Source organism: Enterobacter sp. UPMP701, assembly GCF_053709515.1.
Genome location: NZ_JBSKJN010000009.1, coordinates 1 through 19,928 on the forward strand (window position 1 = coordinate 1; position 19,928 = coordinate 19,928).

The following is a 19,928-nucleotide window of genomic DNA, read 5'->3' on the forward strand; positions in this document are numbered from 1 at the left end:
CCCTCTCCCACGGGAGAGGATGCAAACACTAAAAACCGTCTCGTAGAGACGGTTTTGCTGTTTATACCGCCGTCTGGAAGATAACCCCGTCAGCCTTCTCGGTGTACTGAGAAAGCTGGTCGAAGTTCAGATAGCGATAGGTATCCACCGCCGTCTTATCCACCTGAGCCACGAAGGTCTGGTACTCTTCCGGCGTTGGCAGTTTGCCGATCAGCGCCGCAACCGCCGCCAGCTCCGCAGAAGCCAGGTAAACGTTCGCACCCGTACCTAAACGGTTCGGGAAGTTACGGGTAGAGGTGGACACCACCGTCGCACCGTCAGCCACACGCGCCTGGTTGCCCATACACAGGGAACAGCCAGGGATTTCAATACGCGCACCGCTCTTACCAAACACGCTGTAGTAACCCTCTTCGGTCAGCTGTGCCGCGTCCATACGGGTTGGCGGTGCCACCCACAGACGGGTTGGCAGCTGGCCTTTGTGGGTATCCAGCAGCTTACCGGCAGCACGGAAGTGGCCGATGTTGGTCATGCAGGAGCCGATGAACACTTCGTCGATTTTTTCACCCTGCACGGCAGACAGCGGACGCGCATCGTCCGGATCGTTCGGCGCACACAGGATTGGCTCTTTGATATCCGCCAGATCGATGTCGATCACCGCCGCGTACTCTGCGTCTGCGTCAGCTTCCAGCAGTTGCGGATCCGCCAGCCATTTTTCCATGCCCTGAATACGACGCTCCAGAGTACGACGGTCGCCGTAGCCTTCTGCAATCATCCATTTCAGCAGCACGATGTTGGAGGTCAGGTACTCAATAATCGGCTCTTTGTTCAGCTTGATGGTACAGCCCGCAGCAGAACGCTCGGCAGAGGCATCGGTCAGCTCGAACGCCTGCTCAACTTTCAGATCCGGCAGACCTTCAATTTCCAGAATGCGGCCAGAGAAGATGTTTTTCTTCCCTTTCTTCTCAACGGTAAGCAGGCCCTGTTTAATCGCATACAGCGGGATCGCGTGCACCAGGTCGCGCAGGGTAATGCCCGGCTGCATTTTGCCTTTAAAGCGAACCAGTACCGATTCCGGCATGTCCAGCGGCATTACTCCGGTTGCTGCGGCAAACGCCACCAAGCCGGAGCCCGCCGGGAAGGAGATACCGATTGGGAAACGGGTATGGGAGTCACCGCCGGTCCCCACGGTATCGGGCAGCAGCATGCGGTTCAGCCAGGAGTGAATCACGCCGTCACCCGGACGGAGTGACACACCACCACGGTTCATGATGAAGTCTGGCAGCGTGTGGTGCGTGGTCACGTCAACCGGCTTCGGATACGCCGCCGTGTGACAGAAGGACTGCATCACCAGGTCAGACGAGAAGCCCAGGCACGCCAGGTCTTTCAGTTCGTCACGGGTCATTGGGCCCGTGGTGTCCTGAGAGCCCACGGAGGTCATCTTCGGCTCGCAGTACGCGCCAGGACGGATACCGGCGACGCCGCACGCGCGACCCACCATTTTCTGTGCCAGCGAGAAGCCGCGGTTGCTTTCTGCCACATCTTTCGCGTGACGGAAAACGTCGGAGTGCGGCAGCCCCAGCGCTTCACGCGCTTTGGTGGTCAGGCCACGGCCGATGATCAGCGGAATACGGCCACCGGCACGCACTTCGTCGATCAGCACGTCGGTTTTCAGCTCGAAGCTGGCCAGCAGTTCGTTGGTTTCGTGGTTGCGCACTTCGCCTTTGTACGGGTAAACGTCAATCACGTCGCCCATGTTCAGGTTGCTCACGTCCACTTCAATTGGCAGCGCGCCCGCATCTTCCATGGTGTTGAAGAAGATTGGCGCAATTTTGCCGCCGAGGCACAGGCCGCCGCCGCGCTTGTTCGGCACGTGCGGAATGTCGTCGCCCATGAACCACAGCACGGAGTTGGTGGCGGATTTACGGGAAGAACCGGTACCGACCACGTCACCGACATAAGCCAGCGGGAAGCCTTTCTTCTGAAGTGCTTCGATCTGTTTGATCGGGCCAACAACGCCCGGCTGATCCGGCTCAATGCCTTCACGGGCGTTTTTCAGCATCGCCAGGGCGTGCAGAGGGATATCCGGGCGAGACCATGCATCCGTTGCCGGAGAGAGGTCATCGGTGTTGGTTTCACCGGTCACCTTAAAGACGGTCACGGTGATTTTTTCAGCCAGAGCTGGACGGTTCAGGAACCATTCGGCATCAGCCCAGGACTGCATCACCTGCTTCGCATAGACGTTCCCCGCTTTGGCTTTTTCTTCTACATCGTAGAAGTTATCGAACATCAGCAGCGTGGAAGAGAGCGCTTTAGCGGCAATGGGTGCCAGCTTGTCGTTATCCAGCGCGTCAATCAGCGGATGAATGTTATAGCCGCCCTGCATGGTGCCGAGCAGTTCAATGGCTTTTTCAGGAGTAACCAGTGGGGAGGTGGCTTCGCCTTTAGCGATAGCAGCAAGGAATCCGGCTTTTACGTAGGCAGCTTCATCTACGCCAGGCGGTACACGGTTGATCAGCAGATCTAACAGGAATTCTTCTTCGCCCTCAGGCGGGTTCTTCAGCAGCTCGACGAGCGCGGCCATTTGGGTTGCATCTAAAGGTTTGGGTACAATTCCCTCGGCGGCACGTTCTGCTACGTGCTTACGGTATTCTTCTAGCACGACGGTTCTCCTCGCTCTCATTGTCATATGCGGCGGGCGTTCTCTTCACGCTCCTGTGAGACAGCAGTTTGTAGGGTAAATGCCCGATACCGCGTCGGGCAGCATAGCAGGATTTCTGCACAGTGTTAATCCGTTTACAAAAAAGCAACATTAAAAAATTTGCTGAATCGTTAAGCATGGTGTAGTGCCGATTTAGTGCTTCGTTTTACGGTGTCTTCTGCACCGTGACGCTTCATTTTTTTCTTCATCAGATATAATTGTGTAATAAATACTCACACTCTTTATCCGGACGCTCCGGTGGTTTCCCAAGAAAAGTCAAAACAGTAAAAGACGGGTGAATAATACTCGCGCCAACCGTAACGCCTCACGGCACAGCACTTGTCTCGTTGGAGTCATTATATGAAGTTGCCCTTTAAGCCACATCTGCTTGTCCTTCTGTGCAGTGCCGGGCTGTTTGCCGCTTCTGGCGTCATGTTCGTCAAAAGCCGCGCAACGGAACCCGCTCCCGCACCTGCGTCGGTAGCCCCGCAGCTCCCCGACCCGGCAGCACAGCCTGCCCCGGTGGCGACTCCGGCCTATACCGCCGCGCAGATCGATCAGTGGACCGCGCCTATTGCGCTCTACCCCGACGCGCTGCTGTCGCAAATTCTGATGGCCTCAACCTATCCGGCGAGCGTGATTCAGGCCGCCCAGTGGTCAAAGGACAACCCTAAAATGCAGGGCGATGCCGCCATTCAGGCGGTCAGCGGGCAGCCATGGGATGCCAGCGTAAAATCGCTGGTCGCCTTTCCGCAGTTAATGTCGCTGATGGGGGAAAACCCGTCGTGGGTACAGAGCCTCGGCGACGCCTTTCTGGCCCAGCCAAAGGATGTGATGGATTCCGTGCAGCGTCTGCGCCTGCTGGCGCAGCAGACAGGCACGTTGCAATCCACCCCGCAGCAGACCGTCACCACCGTGAAAAAATCTGCGCCAGCCTCCACCAGTACAGCCGCGACGTCAACGTCGGCTAGTCCGACGGTGATTAAAATTGAGCCAGCCGATCCACAGGTGGTTTATGTCCCTACCTACAACCCTTCCACCGTTTACGGTACGTGGCCAAACGCCAGCTATCCGCCGGTGTATCTGCCCCCGTCCCCCGGCCAGCAGTTTACCAATAGTTTTGTCAGAGGCTTTGGCTATAGCCTCGGCGTAGCCACTACCTATGCGCTGTTCAGTAATATCGACTGGGACGATGACGACGATCACCATCACGATCATGATGACGATCACCACGGCGGTTATTCGCATAACGGCGATAACATTAATATTAATGTTAATAACTTCAATAAGATCACCGGTGAGCACCTTACCGATAATCATCAGGTCTGGCAGCATAATCCGGCCTACCGCAACGGCGTGCCCTACGCCAATAGCCAGCTTGCCAGCCGCTATCATCAGACTTCAGTGCCGGGCGGGTTGAGCGCTACCCGGCAGCAGCCGGTCAACCGCGATAGCCAGCGGCAGGCTGCGATGGCGCAGGTACAGCAGTCGACGGGCAAAACCCTCACACAGCTACAGCATGGCGACGCGCATTTCCCGCAACATTCAGCGTCCGCGCAGCAGCTGAAACAGCTCTCTCAGCGCAGCAACTATCGCGGCTACGACAGCGCGCGGCCCCACGCACAACAGATGAATAATACTCTTGCGCAAACCAGACGCCCGACGCAGGTTCAGCATCAGCCGCTGCGGGCAAACGCCCTGAGCGGCAACGACAGCCGTTCGGCCAGCTGGCAGGCCCAGCACCAGCGCGGGCTGCAAAGCCGCCAGCACGTGTCGCTGAACAGTGAGCAGCGTGCCAGCTTCCACCAGCAGCTGTCCGAACACCATACCGAACACCGTGAATTCCACCGTCGTTAAGGGAGCCGCTATGAACATGAAACCGATCGGTGGAATGCTGTTGTTGATGGTATCCACCTTCGTCTGCGCCCAGCAATCCTTCTCCACGCCTGAGCAGGCGGCCAATGCCCTGACGAAGGCCATCAGCGAGCAGAATGAGCGCGCGATGGCCGACCTGCTGGGGGATAACTGGCGCGACTATCTGCCACCTGAAGGAGTTGATCCGGAGGCGGTGGCTCGATTCCTGCGTGACTGGAAGATATACCATCGTACCGAAATCAGCGGCGATATAGCCCATCTGTCAGTTGGCGATAACGGCTGGCAACTCCCCATACCGGTAGTGAAGAAAAAAGAGGGCTGGCAATTTGATATGCAGAAAGCGGCGGATGAGATCCTGACCCGCGAAATCGGCCGCAACGAACTCGCGGCTATCGAAGCGCTGCACGCCTACGTCGACGCACAGCAGAGCTACTACGCCATGAACCACCGCTATGCGCAGAAGATTGTCAGCACGCCAGGGCTAAAAGACGGCCTGTACTGGCCCGTTTCGCCGGGCGAAGCGCCAAGCCCGCTGGGTCCCGCCTTCAGCCCGCCGGAGCCAGGTATGGGCTATCACGGCTATCGCTTCCGTATCCTGCCGGATAATACCGGCTTTGCGATGGTGGCCTGGCCGGTCAGCTATGGTCAAACGGGCGTAATGAGCTTCGTGATAAACCAGGAAGATAAAGTGTATCAATCAGACCTTGGCAGCGATTCGGCGCAGAAAGCGCAGGCCCTCACCACATACCATCCGGATAAAACCTGGCAGCCTGTCACCCCCTGAACGCGGCGCATAAAAAAAGCGGCCTCAGGCCGCTTTTTTCATCTGAAGAAACTTATTTCTTCTTCGCTTTCGCGTTTGGCAGGTCGGTGATGCTACCTTCAAACACTTCTGCCGCCAGGCCAACTGACTCGTGCAGAGTCGGGTGAGCGTGGATGGTCAGCGCGATGTCTTCCGCGTCACAGCCCATTTCGATAGCCAGACCGATTTCACCCAGCAGCTCGCCGCCGTTGGTACCGACAATCGCACCACCGATCACGCGGTGAGTCTCTTTGTCGAAGATCAGTTTGGTCATACCGTCTGCGCAGTCGGAAGCGATAGCACGGCCAGAAGCAGCCCACGGGAAGGTGGCGGTTTCATAGCTGATGCCTTTCTCTTTCGCTTCTTTCTCAGTCAGACCGACCCATGCAACTTCTGGCTCGGTGTAGGCGATAGATGGGATCACTTTCGGATCGAAGTAGTGCTTCATGCCGGCGATAACTTCAGCGGCAACGTGACCTTCGTGAACACCTTTGTGCGCCAGCATTGGCTGACCGACGATATCGCCGATAGCAAAGATGTGCGGCACGTTAGTGCGCAGCTGTTTGTCAACGCGGATGAAGCCACGGTCGTCCACTTCCACGCCAGCTTTGCCCGCGTCGAGGTTTTTACCGTTCGGCACACGGCCGATAGCCACCAGCACGGCGTCGTAACGCTGTGGTTCAGATGGGGCTTTTTTGCCTTCCATGGAAACGTAAATACCGTCTTCTTTCGCTTCAACGGCAGTCACTTTGGTTTCCAGCATCAGGTTGAATTTCTTGCTGATGCGTTTGGTGAAGACTTTAACGATGTCTTTGTCTGCAGCCGGGATAACCTGGTCGAACATTTCAACCACGTCGATCTCTGAACCCAGCGCATGGTACACGGTACCCATTTCCAGACCGATGATACCGCCGCCCATAACCAGCAGGCGCTTAGGAACGGTTTTCAGCTCCAGCGCATCGGTGGAATCCCACACGCGTGGATCTTCATGCGGAATAAATGGCAGTTCGATTGGGCGAGAGCCTGCCGCGATGATCGCGTTGTCGAAGTTGATCACGGTTTTGCCGTTTTCGCCTTCCACTTCCAGGGTGTTCGCACCGGTGAATTTACCCAGACCGTTTACCACTTTCACTTTACGGCCTTTGGCCATACCCGCCAGACCGCCGGTCAGCTGAGTGATAACTTTCTCTTTCCAGGTACGAATTTTGTCGATGTCGGTTTTCGGCTCGCCGAAGACGATACCGTGTTCAGCCAGCGCTTTGGCTTCTTCGATAACTTTCGCTACGTGCAGCAGCGCTTTAGAAGGGATACAGCCGACGTTCAGACAAACACCGCCGAGGGTGCTGTAACGTTCTACGATGACGGTTTCCAGACCTAAATCCGCGGCGCGGAATGCTGCGGAGTAACCTGCCGGGCCTGCCCCAAGTACTACGACCTGAGTTTTGATTTCTGTGCTCATCATGACCTCTTAATGTATACCCGTCGTCCACCGGGTCGTTCTATCCGCCCGTATTTTACAAAATTGTTAACAATTTTGAAACAACAAACGGCTCACGAATTATCGCTTTCACCCATAACCTCATAAACCCCATGAGGTTATCAGAAAAAAGCCGGCCGAGCGGCCGGCTTATCGATTACATCACCAGGCGGCGAATGTCGCTCAGGGTGTTGTTGATGATGGTGATGAAACGCGCACCATCAGCACCGTCGATCACGCGGTGGTCGAAGGACAGAGAGATTGGCATCATCAGACGCGGCACGAACTCTTTGCCATTCCACACCGGCTCCATCGCGGACTTGGACACACCGAGGATAGCCACTTCCGGCGCGTTAACAATCGGCGCGAAGTGGGTGGTGCCCAGGCCGCCGATGCTGGAGATAGTGAAGCAGCCGCCCTGCATTTCACCGGCAGTCAGCTTACCATCACGCGCTTTCTTGGAGATGGTGGTCAGTTCACGGGACAGCTCGGTAATGCTCTTCTTGTTCACGTCTTTGAAGACCGGAACAACCAGACCATTTGGCGTATCAACCGCAACACCGATATTGATGTATTTCTTCAGCGTCAGCTTCTGGCCGTCTTCAGACAGGGAGCTGTTGAAGCGTGGCATCTGCTCAAGGGCAGCGGCAACGGCTTTCATGATGAAGACCACTGGGGTGAATTTCACGTCCAGCTTACGCTTCTCAGCTTCGGCGTTCTGCTGTTTACGGAACGCTTCCAGATCGGTGATATCGGTTTTGTCGAAGTGCGTAACGTGCGGGATCATCACCCAGTTACGGCTCAGGTTAGCACCAGAGATTTTCTGGATGCGGCCCAGTTCCACTTCTTCGATTTCACCAAACTTGCTGAAGTCCACTTTCGGCCATGGCAGCATGCCCGGGATACCGCCGCCAGCGGCTGCAGCTGGTGCAGCTTCGGCGCGTTTCACCGCGTCTTTAACGTAAGCCTGAACGTCTTCGCGCAGGATACGACCTTTACGGCCGGTGCCCTTCACTTTCGCCAGGTTCACACCGAATTCGCGCGCCAGGCGGCGAATCAGCGGGGTAGCGTGGACGTAAGCGTCGTTTTCAGCGAACTCAGATTTGCCTTCCGCTTTTGCAGCAGGTGCAGCGGCTGGTTTAGCAGCCTGAGCCGGTGCAGCAGCCGGTGCCGGAGCAGCCGCGGCAGCTGGAGCGGCGGCAGGCGCAGCGCCTTCCACTTCGAAGACCATGATCAGGGAGCCGGTAGACACTTTGTCGCCGGTGCTGATTTTGATCTCTTTAACGGTACCGGCGAACGGCGCAGGGACTTCCATAGAAGCTTTATCGCCTTCAACGGTGATCAGTGACTGTTCAGCGGCAACTTTGTCGCCCACTTTCACCATCACTTCGGTCACTTCAACTTCGTCACCGCCGATGTCCGGTACGTTAACGTCTTTCGCGCCGCCAGCCGCTGCTGGTGCAGCAGCCGGAGCCGGTGCAGCTTCCGATTTCGCTGGAGCCGCAGCGCCCGCCACTTCAAAGACCATGATCAGAGAACCGGTAGACACTTTGTCGCCGGTGTTGATTTTGATCTCTTTAACGGTACCCGCGAACGGCGCAGGGACTTCCATAGAGGCTTTGTCGCCTTCTACGGTGATCAGTGACTGCTCAGCCGCAACGGTGTCGCCCACTTTCACCAGGATTTCAGTGACTTCAACTTCGTCACCGCCGATGTCAGGCACGTTAACGTCTTTCGCTGCCGCGGCAGCAGGTGCTGCAGCCGGAGCGGCTTCTTTCTTCTCTTCTGCCTTAGCAGGTGCAGCATCAGCTGCACCGTCGGCGGAATCGAAAATCATGATCAGTTTGCCAGTCTCGGTTTTATCGCCAACAGAGACTTTGATCTCTTTAACGATGCCAGCCTGAGGAGACGGGACTTCCATAGAGGCTTTGTCGCCTTCTACGGTGATCAGCGACTGTTCAGCTTCAACTTTGTCGCCCACTTTGACCAGGATCTCGGTGATTTCAACTTCATCAGCCCCGATGTCCGGTACATTGATTTCGATAGCCATTATTCTTTTACCTCTTACGCCAGACGCGGGTTAACTTTTTCTGCATCGATGTTGAATTTGGTAATTGCGTCCGCAACCACTTTCTTATCGATTTCGCCACGTTTAGCCAGTTCGCCCAGTGCTGCTACAACCACGTAAGAAGCATCAACTTCGAAGTGGTGACGCAGGTTTTCGCGGCTGTCAGAACGACCGAAGCCGTCAGTACCCAGAACGCGATAATCATCCGCTGGAACGTAAGTACGAACCTGCTCAGCGAACAGTTTCATATAGTCAGTAGACGCCACCGCTGGCGCGTCGTTCATCACCTGAGCGATGTACGGAACGCGTGGGGTTTCCATTGGGTGCAGCATGTTCCAGCGCTCACAATCCTGGCCATCACGCGCCAGTTCAGTGAAGGAAGTTACAGAGTACACATCGGAACCCACACCGTAGTCTTTCGCCAGGATCTGAGCCGCTTCACGTACGTGACGCAGGATAGAACCGGAGCCCAGCAGCTGAACTTTACCTTTGCTACCTTCAATGGTTTCGAGTTTGTAGATACCTTTACGGATACCTTCCTCGGCACCTGCTGGCATCGCCGGCATGTGGTAGTTTTCGTTCAGGGTGGTGATGTAGTAGTAAATGTTCTCTTGCGCTTCACCGTACATGCGCTGCAGACCGTCATGCATGATGACTGCCACTTCGTACGCGTAAGCCGGATCGTAAGAGATACAGTTAGGGATAGTCAGAGACTGAATGTGGCTGTGGCCATCTTCGTGCTGCAGACCTTCACCGTTCAGAGTCGTACGACCAGAAGTACCACCGATCAGGAAGCCGCGAGCCTGCTGGTCGCCTGCCTGCCAGCACAGGTCACCGATACGCTGGAACCCGAACATGGAGTAGTAAATGTAGAACGGAATCATCGGCAGGTTGTTGGTGCTGTAAGAGGTCGCAGCAGCCAGCCAGGATGCGCCTGCGCCCAGCTCGTTGATACCTTCCTGCAGGATCTGACCTTTCTCGTCTTCTTTGTAATATGCAACCTGCTCACGGTCCTGCGGGGTGTACTGCTGGCCGTTCGGGCTGTAGATACCGATCTGACGGAACAGACCTTCCATACCGAAAGTACGCGCTTCGTCGGCAATGATTGGAACCAGACGATCTTTGATCGACTTGTTCTTCAGCATTACGTTCAGGGCACGAACGAAAGCGATAGTGGTAGAGATCTCTTTGTTCTGCTCTTCCAGCAGCTGAGAGAAGTCTTCCAGCGCAGGCAGTTCCAGCTTCTCGGTGAAGTTTGGCTGACGAGCTGGCAGGTAGCCTTTCAGCGCCTGACGACGTTCGTGCAGGTACTTGTGCTCTTCAGAGCCTTCCGGGAAGGTGATGTAAGACAGGTTTTCTACCTGCTCATCGGTCACTGGAACGTTGAAACGGTCGCGGATATAACGCACGCCGTCCATGTTCATTTTCTTAACCTGGTGAGCGATGTTTTTACCTTCTGCGGTATCACCCATGCCGTAACCTTTGATGGTGTGGGCCAGGATGACAGTCGCTTTACCTTTGGTTTCGCGCGCTTTTTTCAGTGCAGCGTAGACTTTCTTCGGATCGTGACCACCGCGGTTCAGAGCCCAGATCTGCTCATCAGTCCAGTCTGCAACCAGTGCTGCGGTTTCAGGATATTTGCCGAAGAAGTGCTCACGAACGTAGGCACCGTCTTTGGATTTGAAGGTCTGGTAGTCGCCGTCAACGGTTTCGTTCATCAGCTGGATCAGCTTACCGCTGGTGTCTTTACGCAGCAGCTCATCCCAACGACCGCCCCACATGACTTTGATCACGTTCCAGCCAGCACCCGCGAAGATGCCTTCCAGTTCGTTGATGATCTTGCCGTTACCGGTTACCGGACCATCCAGACGCTGCAGGTTACAGTTGATGATGAAGCACAGGTTGTCCAGCTTCTCACGGGTTGCGATGGTGATCGCACCTTTAGATTCTGGCTCATCCATTTCGCCGTCGCCCAGGAAGGCGTAAACGGTCTGCTCAGAGGTGTCTTTCAGACCACGGTGTTCCAGGTACTTCAGGAATTTAGCCTGGTAGATCGCGCCGATTGGGCCCAGACCCATAGATACGGTCGGGAACTGCCAGAATTCAGGCATCAGTTTAGGGTGCGGGTAAGAAGACAGACCTTTACCGTGAACTTCCTGACGGAAGTTGTTCATCTGCTCTTCAGTCAGACGACCTTCCAGGAATGCACGTGCATAGATGCCCGGAGAGATGTGGCCCTGGAAGTACACCAGATCGCCGCCGTCTTTCTCGTTCGCTGCACGGAAGAAGTGGTTGAAGCACACTTCGTAAACGGTTGCAGAAGACTGGAAGGACGCCATGTGGCCACCCAGTTCCAGGTCTTTCTTGGATGCGCGCAGAACGGTCATGATGGCGTTCCAGCGGATTGCAGAACGGATACGACGTTCCAGATCCAGATTGCCCGGGTATTCCGGTTCGTCTTCAACGGCAATCGTGTTTACGTAGTTGCTAGCCCCTGCACCTGAAGCAACCTTCACGCCGCCTTTGCGGGCTTCTGAAAGCAGCTGATCAATCAGATACTGAGCGCGCTCAACACCTTCTTCACGGATGACCGATTCGATCGCCTGTAGCCAGTCGCGAGTTTCGATCGGATCCACGTCATTTTGGAGACGTTCTGACATGGGGGTATTCCTTATCTATCTAATACGTTGATTTGTCTGGAACCTGTCCCATTGTGCTCTTGGGCAAGAACACAATAAGACAGGTTCTGCGTTTAGTTGCCGCGCTCTAAAAGTACCTGGCGCTTAATCCTTTCGTTGCTGTATGCGGCGTAATGAACGTTCGCGACGCGATTGTTCACGGCTGCGGTCCAGCAAGATTTCCTCAATGAAAGCCAGATGGCGGTGCGACGCTTCGCGCGCCTGCTCCGGTTCCCCGGCCATTATCGCCTCGAATACTCGGGTGCGATGGTTGCTTACCAGTGGGAGCATCTCCCGACGGGCATACAACAATTCAAAATTCTGACGAACGTTCTGGGCCAGCATCGGCTCCATGCAGCGTAGCAGATGGAGGAGCACCACGTTGTGTGCTGCTTCGGTGACGGCGATTTGATACTGGACAACGGCGCTGGACTCGGCGTCTAAATCGCCGGACTGCTGTGCCCGTTCAATGGCCTGATGCAGTTCGCGGATACGCACGCGATCTTCATCAGTGCTGCGAAGGGCGGCGTAATAGGCCGCAATGCCTTCCAGCGCGTGACGGGTCTCAAGCAGGTCAAACTGGGATTCTGGGTGGTCAGAGAGAAGTTCTACCAGCGGATCGCTGAAGCTCTGCCACAGGCTGTTTTGCACAAAGGTTCCGCCGCCCTGGCGACGAAGCAGCAAGCCCTTTGCTTCGAGACGTTGAATCGCCTCACGCAGAGAGGGACGTGAAACGTCGAACTGTTTTGCCAGCTCGCGTTCTGGCGGAAGTTTCTCACCCGGGCGCAGAGTCCCTTCGAGGATTAAAAACTCCAGCTGCTGCTCAATCACATCAGATAGTTTTGGTTGGCGAATTTTGCTGTAGGCCATATTCCCTGTCTTACGCCTTTTTGCCCGGAGTCAATTGGTCTTACCAATTTCTATTTCGTATCGCTAAAGTAACAAAGTATTCACCTTCTGTCCATATTGGTTTTGATTGAAATCAGTAAACCCTGCACATTTTAACAACCTTACAGAAATAACGTTTCAGAAATGTAACTTTGCACAAATGAGTTGATTACTCCCTAAGAGGGAGTTTTAACCATAATGAAACGAGGGTTTTTGCGATCTGAAGCGATTCAACAAGGCAAATAATGAAAATTCGCCCACTTACGGAGCATTTCTATTCTATAGGTTGGGTTAGGAAGAATAAGCGGGCCGATTTACAAATGCTTTCTTTTTATTCAAGTGGTCATCATCCCTTCATAAAGCAGGTGCATTCGCAGGCACTTACCACTATTCTGGCGCTTACGGAAGTCATCTCCGCTTTTTTCGGTCTCGTTTACCGTAAAGAAATAAATACAGAATATGGACTTTCATAATTACACACGCACAGCGTGAACATAACAACCACACACGAGGTTTCAAATGGAAGCTCAACAGCACGGCGATCAGCTAAAGCGCGGGCTTAAAAACCGCCATATACAGCTCATCGCACTGGGCGGTGCGATTGGTACCGGCCTGTTTCTGGGCAGCGCGTCCGTTATCCAGTCAGCCGGTCCTGGCATTATTTTGGGTTACGCGATTGCGGGTTTCATTGCTTTTCTGATCATGCGCCAGTTAGGTGAAATGGTTGTTGAAGAGCCGGTCGCAGGCTCCTTCAGCCACTTTGCCTATAAGTACTGGGGCAGCTTCGCGGGCTTCGCCTCGGGCTGGAACTACTGGGTGCTGTACGTTCTGGTTGCCATGGCTGAACTGACCGCCGTCGGGAAATACATTCAGTTCTGGTATCCCGAGATCCCAACGTGGGCTTCCGCTGCGGCATTCTTCGTCATTATCAACGCCATTAACCTGACCAACGTGAAAGTGTTCGGTGAGATGGAGTTCTGGTTTGCCATTATCAAAGTGATCGCCGTTGTGGCGATGATCATCTTCGGCGGCTGGCTGCTGTTCAGCGGCAACGGCGGCCCGCAGGCAACCGTGCGCAACCTCTGGGAACAGGGCGGCTTCCTGCCTCATGGCATGACCGGTCTGGTGATGATGATGGCGATCATTATGTTCTCCTTCGGCGGCCTGGAGCTGGTGGGCATCACCGCCGCGGAAGCCGATAACCCGGAGCAGAGCATTCCAAAAGCCACTAATCAGGTTATCTACCGCATTCTGATTTTCTACGTGGGCTCGCTGGCCGTGCTGCTCTCTCTGCTGCCGTGGACGCGTGTGACCGCCGACACCAGCCCGTTTGTGCTGATCTTCCACGAGCTGGGCGATACGTTTGTCGCTAACGCCCTGAACATCGTGGTGCTGACCGCCGCCCTTTCCGTTTATAACAGCTGTGTTTACTGTAACAGCCGCATGCTGTTCGGCCTGGCCCAGCAGGGTAACGCGCCTAAAGCGCTGCTCAACGTCGATAAACGTGGCGTGCCGGTAAACACGATTCTTGTATCTGCGATCGTGACCGCGCTGTGCGTGCTGATTAACTACATGGCACCGGAATCGGCGTTTGGCCTGCTGATGGCGCTGGTGGTCTCTGCCCTGGTCATCAACTGGGCGATGATCAGCCTGGCACACATGAAGTTCCGCCGCGCGAAACAGCAGCAGGGGGTCACCACGCGCTTCCCTGCCCTGCTCTATCCACTGGGTAACTGGATTTGCCTGCTGTTCATGGCGGCCGTGCTGGTGATCATGCTGATCACGCCGGGTATGGCGATTTCTGTCTACCTGATCCCGGTCTGGATTGCCGTGCTTGGCGTGGGCTATCTCTTCAGCCAGAAAAGCCGTAATGCGATGAAGGCGCACTAAACCTCTCTCAGCGGCGCCTGCTTTTGCGGGTGCCGCGCGTTGTTATCTCCCTCACACTTTCACGCCCACAGCGCATTTATCCATATCACCGCCCTGATACTGCAACGCATATATTCCTTTGCCAGCAAATAATTCTCTCCATACCGTAAACCGGAGAGCTGTCGATGGATAACAACAAACTGTCTGTAAAAGAAAAGATCGGCTATGGGATGGGCGACGCGGGATGCAACATTATCTTCGGCGCCATCATGTTGTTTGTTAACTATTTCTATACGGATATTTTTGGTCTGGCCCCTGCGCTGGTCGGCGTGCTGCTGCTGTCCGTCCGCGTGATTGATGCCGTAACGGACCCGATCATGGGCGCGATTGCCGACCGTACCCGCAGCAAATATGGCCGCTTTCGTCCATGGCTGCTGTGGATCGCGTTCCCCTACGCGCTGTTCAGCATCCTGATGTTTACCACGCCAGAGTGGAGCTATAACAGCAAAGTTATCTATGCTTTTGTCACCTATTTCCTGCTGTCGCTAACCTATACCGCCATCAACATTCCTTACTGCTCGTTGGGCGGAGTGATCACCAACGACCCGAAAGAGCGCGTCGCCTGCCAGTCGTATCGCTTCGTGCTGGTCGGTATCGCCACGCTGCTGCTCTCATTAACGCTGCTGCCGATGGCTGACTGGTTTGGCGGGGACAACAAAGCCAAAGGCTACCAGATGGCCATGACCGTCCTGGCGCTGATTGGCACCTGTATGTTCCTGTTCTGCTTCGCCACGGTGCGCGAGCGCGTGCGTCCGGCGGTACAGACCAACGACGAACTGAAAAACGATCTGAAAGACGTGTGGAAGAACGACCAGTGGGTACGCATTCTGCTGCTGACGCTGTGCAACGTCTGCCCGGGCTTTATCCGCATGGCGGCCACCATGTATTACGTCACCTGGGTGATGGGCCAGAGCACCCACTTCGCCACGCTGTTTATCAGCCTGGGCGTAGTCGGCATGATGCTCGGCAGCGTGCTGGCAAAAGTGCTGACCGACCGCTGGTGTAAGCTGAAGGTTTTCTTCTGGACCAACATCGTGCTGGCGGTATTCTCCTGCGCCTTCTATTTCTTCGATCCGAAAGCCATCGTCACCATCGTGGTGCTCTACTTCCTGCTGAACATCCTGCACCAGATCCCCTCCCCGCTGCACTGGTCGCTGATGGCCGACGTGGACGACTACGGCGAGTGGAAAACCGGGAAGCGCATCACGGGGATCAGCTTCTCCGGCAATATCTTCTTCCTGAAACTGGGTCTGGCGATTGCCGGGGCGATGGTTGGCTTCCTGCTCTCCTGGTACGGCTACGACGCGGGCGCAAAAGCGCAAAGCGCGGACGCTATCAACGGGATCGTGCTGCTCTTTACCGTCATTCCCGGCATTGGATACTTAATTACCGCGGGCGTAGTACGTCTGCTGAAAGTGGACCGGGAAACCATGAAGCAGATCCAGTCCGATCTGGAAAAGCGTCGCGCCAACTACCGCGAGCTGAACGATTATCAGGAACTCAAAGCCGCTGAGACTAAATAAGGAAAGCCGCATGCATAACTGGCCTAACCCGTTTATAGAACAACGCGCCGACCCGTACATTCTGCGTCATGAAGGGCAATATTTTTTTATCGCCTCCGTGCCGCAGTACGACAGGCTGGCGATCCGCCGCTCGGACTCACTGGAAGGGCTACGCGACGCTGAAGAGGTCGTTGTCTGGCGTAAGCCCGAGACCGGCCCGATGAGTCAGCTGATTTGGGCGCCGGAACTGCACCACATTGACGGCAAGTGGTACATCTATTTTGCCGCGACGCACACCCAGGCGCTCGACCAACTCGGGATGTTCCAGCACCGCATGTTTGCTATTGAGTGTGCCGACAGCGATCCGCTCACCGGCACGTGGGTAGAAAAAGGCCAGATAAAAACGCCGTTCGACACCTTTGCGCTGGACGCCACCACGTTCGTGCATCAGGGCAAACGCTGGTACCTGTGGGCGCAAAAAGCGCCGGACATCACCGGAAACTCCAACCTCTACCTGTGCGAAATGGAAAACCCGTGGACGCTGAAAGGCGAGCCTGTGATGCTCAGCAAGCCGGAGTATGACTGGGAGTGCCGTGGGTTCTGGGTCAACGAGGGTCCGGCGGTGTTGGTTCACGGCGATAAGCTGTTTATCAGCTATTCCGCCAGCGCGACCGACGAGAACTACTGCATGGGGCTACTGTGGATAGACCTGAATGCCAATCCGCAAAACCCGGCAAACTGGTACAAATCCCCTCGCCCGGTTTTCGTCACCAGCTACGAGAACCGCCAGTACGGGCCAGGCCACAACAGCTTTACGCAAACGCCGGAAGGGGAAGATGTGCTGGTGTATCACGCAAGAAATTACACCGAAATTGAGGGCGACCCGCTGTACGATCCGAACCGTCATACCCGCCTGAAGCTTGTCCGCTGGAATGAAAACGGGATGCCTGATTTCGGCATCCCGCCTGCTGATACGTTGTAACGGCTTCGGCGCGCTGGCTTACACCAGCGTGCCGTAAATCGTCAGCAGCGCCACAATCACCACCACCACAAACGAGGTTTTCTTCGCCATTGAGACGGCGGCTTTTGGCGTTTCGATCCTGTCGGTATGCGGCTCTCGCGCCAGCGAGAACTGCGCCAGGCGCGTCAACACCTGATACTGCGACGTATGGCGGTCCGCAAGAGAGGCGAACCATGCGGGCAGCGCTTTTTCACCGTGACCAATTAACGCATACACCACGCCCACCAGACGCACCGGGAGCCAGTCGAGCACGTGCAGGATGGCATCAATGCCCGAGAGCAGACGCTCATGCGGCGTCAGATAACGGGCAAGCCAGGTCTGCCAGGCGCGCAGGAACGCATACCCCATCAGCAGTACCGGCCCCCACGGGCCACCCACCACGAACCAGAACAGCGGTGCCAGGTAGTAGCGGAAGTTAATCCACAGCAGCGCATTTTGCAGCTCGCGCAGAAACTCACGTTCATCGCAGTCCGGCGGCACGCCGTGGATCATCGTCAGTTCGCTCGCCATGGCACCGCGCGCATGGGCATCGTCACGGGAGGCGGCTTTCAGGTAGGCGTGATAGTGTAAACGCACCTTACCCGCACCGATGCACAGCACGCCGAGCAGGATCCACACCACCAGCAGCGGCACGTTGAAAAACAGTCCGTACAGCGAGCGCAGCAGCAGGAAGGTAACAAGCATGACGCCCGCCATCATCAACAGCGTACGCAGCATGGAAAAGTGCTTAATCCGGCGGAATATCACCTCCAGCCGGTGATCCAGATGCCAGTGCTCGCCGAGCTTGAACAGGCGTTCAGCGATGATGACCAGCAGCATGGTAAACAACGTCATGGTATCTCCTTATTCTGACGACGCGGTAAGCATGGCGCGAAACCGTGCCCAGTCAAATGCCGGGCCGGGATCGGTTTTTCTCGCCGGAGCGATATCACTGTGTCCGGTAATATTGTCAGCAATTGCCGGATAGAGCCCGATGATCGTTCGGGTCACAGCTGCTAACTGTTGATACTGTGCATCCGTGTAAGGCGTGGTATCCGTGCCTTCCTGCTCGATTCCGATGGAAAAATCGTTGCACCGTTCGCGCCCGTGATACATCGATACCCCGGCATGCCAGGCGCGCTTATCAAAAGGAACATACTGAACCACCTCACCATCACGGCGAATCAGGCAATGAGCCGACACGCGCAAATGCGCAATCTCAGCGAAGAAAGGATGGGCATTGGGATCTATCGTTCCCGTGAATAACGCATCGATCCACGGGCCGCCAAACTCACCCGGCGGGAGGCTAATATTATGAACCACCAGCAGTGTGGGCTTTTCATCCTCCGGGCGGCAATCGTGGTGCGGCGAGGGCACATGCCGCGCATCCACCAGCCATCCGTTTTCTAACAACATGCTGGAACTCCTTCTGTATGGTGCAATGACTCGGTTCAGAGTAGCATGTTTCAATATTATGATTCGTTACCAATTTGGAGTTTTATCATGCCGCCTCGCCGCTATAACCCCGACCATCGACGTGAAGCGCTTCTGGAACGTATTAATATGGATATTCCGGCAAGCGTCGCCCATGCGTTGAAAGAAGACCTGGGGGGTGACGTTAATGCCGAAAAAGACATTACCGCACAATTGTTGCCAAAAGAGTCACGCGCGCACGCGGTCGTTATTACCCGTGAAGAGGGCGTTTTTTGCGGCAAGCGCTGGGTTGAAGAGGTCTTTACTCAGCTGGCGGGTGACGATGTACAGGTGACATGGCACGTTGATGATGGTGATGCGGTAACAGCCAATCAGCCGCTGTTCGAGCTGGACGGTCCTTCCCGCGTATTGCTGACCGGCGAACGTACCGCGCTCAATTTTGTCCAAACGCTTTCTGGCGTCGCCAGTGAAGTGCGCCGCTACGTTGACCTGCTGGCCGGCACCCGAACCCAGCTGCTGGATACCCGCAAAACGCTGCCGGGCCTGCGCACCGCGCTGAAATATGCAGTGCTCTGCGGCGGCGGCGCAAACCATCGTCTGGGCTTATCCGATGCCTTCCTGATTAAAGAGAACCACATTATTGCTTCTGGCTCAGTGCGTCAGGCGGTGGAGAAAGCCTTCTGGCTGCATCCGGATGTGCCGGTTGAGGTGGAGGTCGAAAGCCTGGAAGAGCTGGAGCAGGCGATCAAGGCCGGGGCCGATATCATCATGCTCGATAACTTCGAAACAGAGCAAATGCGTGAGGCGGTAAAACTGACCAACGGCCGGGCCCAGCTGGAAGTGTCCGGAAACGTCACCTTCGACACAATCCGTGAATTCGCCGAAACCGGCGTGGATTACATTTCCGTTGGCGCGCTGACCAAGCACGTTCGCGCCCTCGATCTCTCAATGCGCTTCAAATAATACTCGCTCCCCTCTCTGCGCCGAGAGGGGAATTTCAGCCTCGCTCGCAATTCCGTTGCCCTTTACTGCAACGCGGGATGAAATCTCTGAAGCTCCCTTCCCGTTCCCTTTTTTCCCTCTCGTTTCTGCCCTTTCCCGCTGACAAAGTAGCGCCACTTTGCATAAGGAGCAGATATGGACAGACAACAAGGGTTCACACTCATTGAGCTGATGGTGGTCATTGGCATTATTGCGATTCTGAGCGCCATCGGCGTTCCCGCCTATCAGAACTACCTGCGTAAAGCAGCTCTCACCGATATGCTGCAAACCTTCGTTCCCTATCGCACTGCCATTGAGTTGTGCGCGCTGGATCATGGTGGCGTAGAGAGTTGCGATGCGGGCAGTAACGGTATCCCTTCCCCCACCACGACGCGTTATGTCTCGGGGATGAGCGTGGCGAAAGGGGTCGTGAACCTGACAGGCCAGGAGAGTCTTAACGGGCTGACGGTAATCATGACGCCGCAGTGGAGCAACGGCAACGGCATGACGGGCTGGACGCGTGACTGCAATATCAGTGCTGACAGCGCGCTTAAGCAGGCCTGTGAAGACGTCTTCCGCTTCGACACTAACTGAGG

General features: G+C 55.7%; 15 protein-coding genes. 8 read left to right on the plus strand and 7 right to left on the minus strand.

Annotated elements, in window-relative coordinates:
- Positions 1–61: 61 nt before the first annotated feature.
- Positions 62–2,659 carry a bifunctional aconitate hydratase 2/2-methylisocitrate dehydratase gene (acnB, locus tag ACWKXT_RS17505; protein ID WP_454533017.1) on the minus strand — a complete coding sequence of 866 codons (2,598 nt, stop codon included), beginning with the start codon at positions 2,657–2,659 and terminating at the stop codon, positions 62–64.
- Positions 2,660–3,058: 399 nt separating this feature from the next.
- Here acnB and ACWKXT_RS17510 point away from each other — a divergent pair, with 399 nt between their 5' ends.
- Positions 3,059–4,555 carry a DUF3300 domain-containing protein gene (locus ACWKXT_RS17510; protein ID WP_454533018.1) on the plus strand — a complete coding sequence of 499 codons (1,497 nt, stop codon included), beginning with the start codon at positions 3,059–3,061 and terminating at the stop codon, positions 4,553–4,555.
- A gap of 10 nt (positions 4,556–4,565) precedes the next feature.
- Positions 4,566–5,357, plus strand: a complete 792-nt coding sequence (locus tag ACWKXT_RS17515) for a DUF2950 family protein (protein ID WP_454533019.1) — start codon at positions 4,566–4,568, stop codon at positions 5,355–5,357.
- A 52-nt stretch (positions 5,358–5,409) separates the two neighbouring features.
- On the opposite strand, the gene lpdA is transcribed toward ACWKXT_RS17515, so the two are convergent.
- The 4 genes from lpdA to pdhR all read right to left on the minus strand — a co-directional run bounded on the left by lpdA (position 5,410) and on the right by pdhR (position 12,468).
- Positions 5,410–6,834 (minus strand): dihydrolipoyl dehydrogenase, encoded by a 1,425-nt coding sequence (gene lpdA, locus ACWKXT_RS17520; protein WP_003856313.1) that lies wholly within the window; start codon positions 6,832–6,834, stop codon positions 5,410–5,412.
- A 175-nt stretch (positions 6,835–7,009) separates the two neighbouring features.
- Positions 7,010–8,902: a pyruvate dehydrogenase complex dihydrolipoyllysine-residue acetyltransferase gene (gene aceF, locus ACWKXT_RS17525; RefSeq protein WP_454528333.1), complete on the minus strand. Its 1,893-nt coding sequence runs from the start codon at positions 8,900–8,902 to the stop codon at positions 7,010–7,012.
- Positions 8,903–8,916: 14 nt separating this feature from the next.
- Entirely contained in the window at positions 8,917–11,580 is a 2,664-nt protein-coding gene (gene aceE, locus ACWKXT_RS17530) for a pyruvate dehydrogenase (acetyl-transferring), homodimeric type (RefSeq protein WP_454528334.1), read from the minus strand.
- Positions 11,581–11,703: 123 nt separating this feature from the next.
- Positions 11,704–12,468, minus strand: a complete 765-nt coding sequence (gene pdhR / locus ACWKXT_RS17535) for a pyruvate dehydrogenase complex transcriptional repressor PdhR (protein WP_006173806.1) — start codon at positions 12,466–12,468, stop codon at positions 11,704–11,706.
- Positions 12,469–12,731: 263 nt separating this feature from the next.
- On the opposite strand from pdhR, the gene ACWKXT_RS17540 reads away from it, so the two are divergent.
- From ACWKXT_RS17540 to ACWKXT_RS17555, 4 genes are all read left to right on the plus strand, one after another.
- A complete protein-coding gene (locus ACWKXT_RS17540; protein ID WP_454528335.1) occupies positions 12,732–12,959 on the plus strand; it encodes a hypothetical protein in 228 nt (75 codons plus the stop codon).
- 46 nt (positions 12,960–13,005) lie between these two features.
- The gene (aroP, locus tag ACWKXT_RS17545) at positions 13,006–14,376 is read left to right on the plus strand and encodes an aromatic amino acid transporter AroP (protein WP_454528336.1); all 1,371 of its coding nucleotides are present in this window, start codon (positions 13,006–13,008) and stop codon (positions 14,374–14,376) included.
- A 164-nt stretch (positions 14,377–14,540) separates the two neighbouring features.
- Positions 14,541–15,938, plus strand: a complete 1,398-nt coding sequence (locus tag ACWKXT_RS17550) for a glycoside-pentoside-hexuronide (GPH):cation symporter (protein ID WP_454533020.1) — start codon at positions 14,541–14,543, stop codon at positions 15,936–15,938.
- Positions 15,939–15,948: 10 nt separating this feature from the next.
- Positions 15,949–16,899, plus strand: a complete 951-nt coding sequence (locus ACWKXT_RS17555) for a glycoside hydrolase family 43 protein (protein WP_454533021.1) — start codon at positions 15,949–15,951, stop codon at positions 16,897–16,899.
- Positions 16,900–16,917: 18 nt separating this feature from the next.
- Here the strand turns inward: ACWKXT_RS17555 and ampE are convergent, their stop codons facing one another.
- Together ampE and ampD are read right to left on the minus strand one after the other, a co-directional pair.
- On the minus strand, positions 16,918–17,772 hold the full coding sequence (ampE, locus tag ACWKXT_RS17560) for a beta-lactamase regulator AmpE (protein WP_454528338.1): 855 nt from the start codon (positions 17,770–17,772) through the stop codon (positions 16,918–16,920).
- Positions 17,773–17,781: 9 nt separating this feature from the next.
- Positions 17,782–18,333 (minus strand): 1,6-anhydro-N-acetylmuramyl-L-alanine amidase AmpD, encoded by a 552-nt coding sequence (gene ampD, locus ACWKXT_RS17565; RefSeq protein WP_454533022.1) that lies wholly within the window; start codon positions 18,331–18,333, stop codon positions 17,782–17,784.
- 87 nt (positions 18,334–18,420) lie between these two features.
- On the opposite strand from ampD, the gene nadC reads away from it, so the two are divergent.
- Together nadC and ppdD are read left to right on the plus strand one after the other, a co-directional pair.
- Positions 18,421–19,314, plus strand: coding sequence for a carboxylating nicotinate-nucleotide diphosphorylase (gene nadC, locus ACWKXT_RS17570; RefSeq protein WP_454528340.1), 894 nt, complete (start codon positions 18,421–18,423; stop codon positions 19,312–19,314).
- 174 nt (positions 19,315–19,488) lie between these two features.
- Positions 19,489–19,926, plus strand: a complete 438-nt coding sequence (gene ppdD / locus ACWKXT_RS17575) for a prepilin peptidase-dependent pilin (protein WP_454533023.1) — start codon at positions 19,489–19,491, stop codon at positions 19,924–19,926.
- The last annotated feature ends 2 nt before the right edge of the window (positions 19,927–19,928 follow it).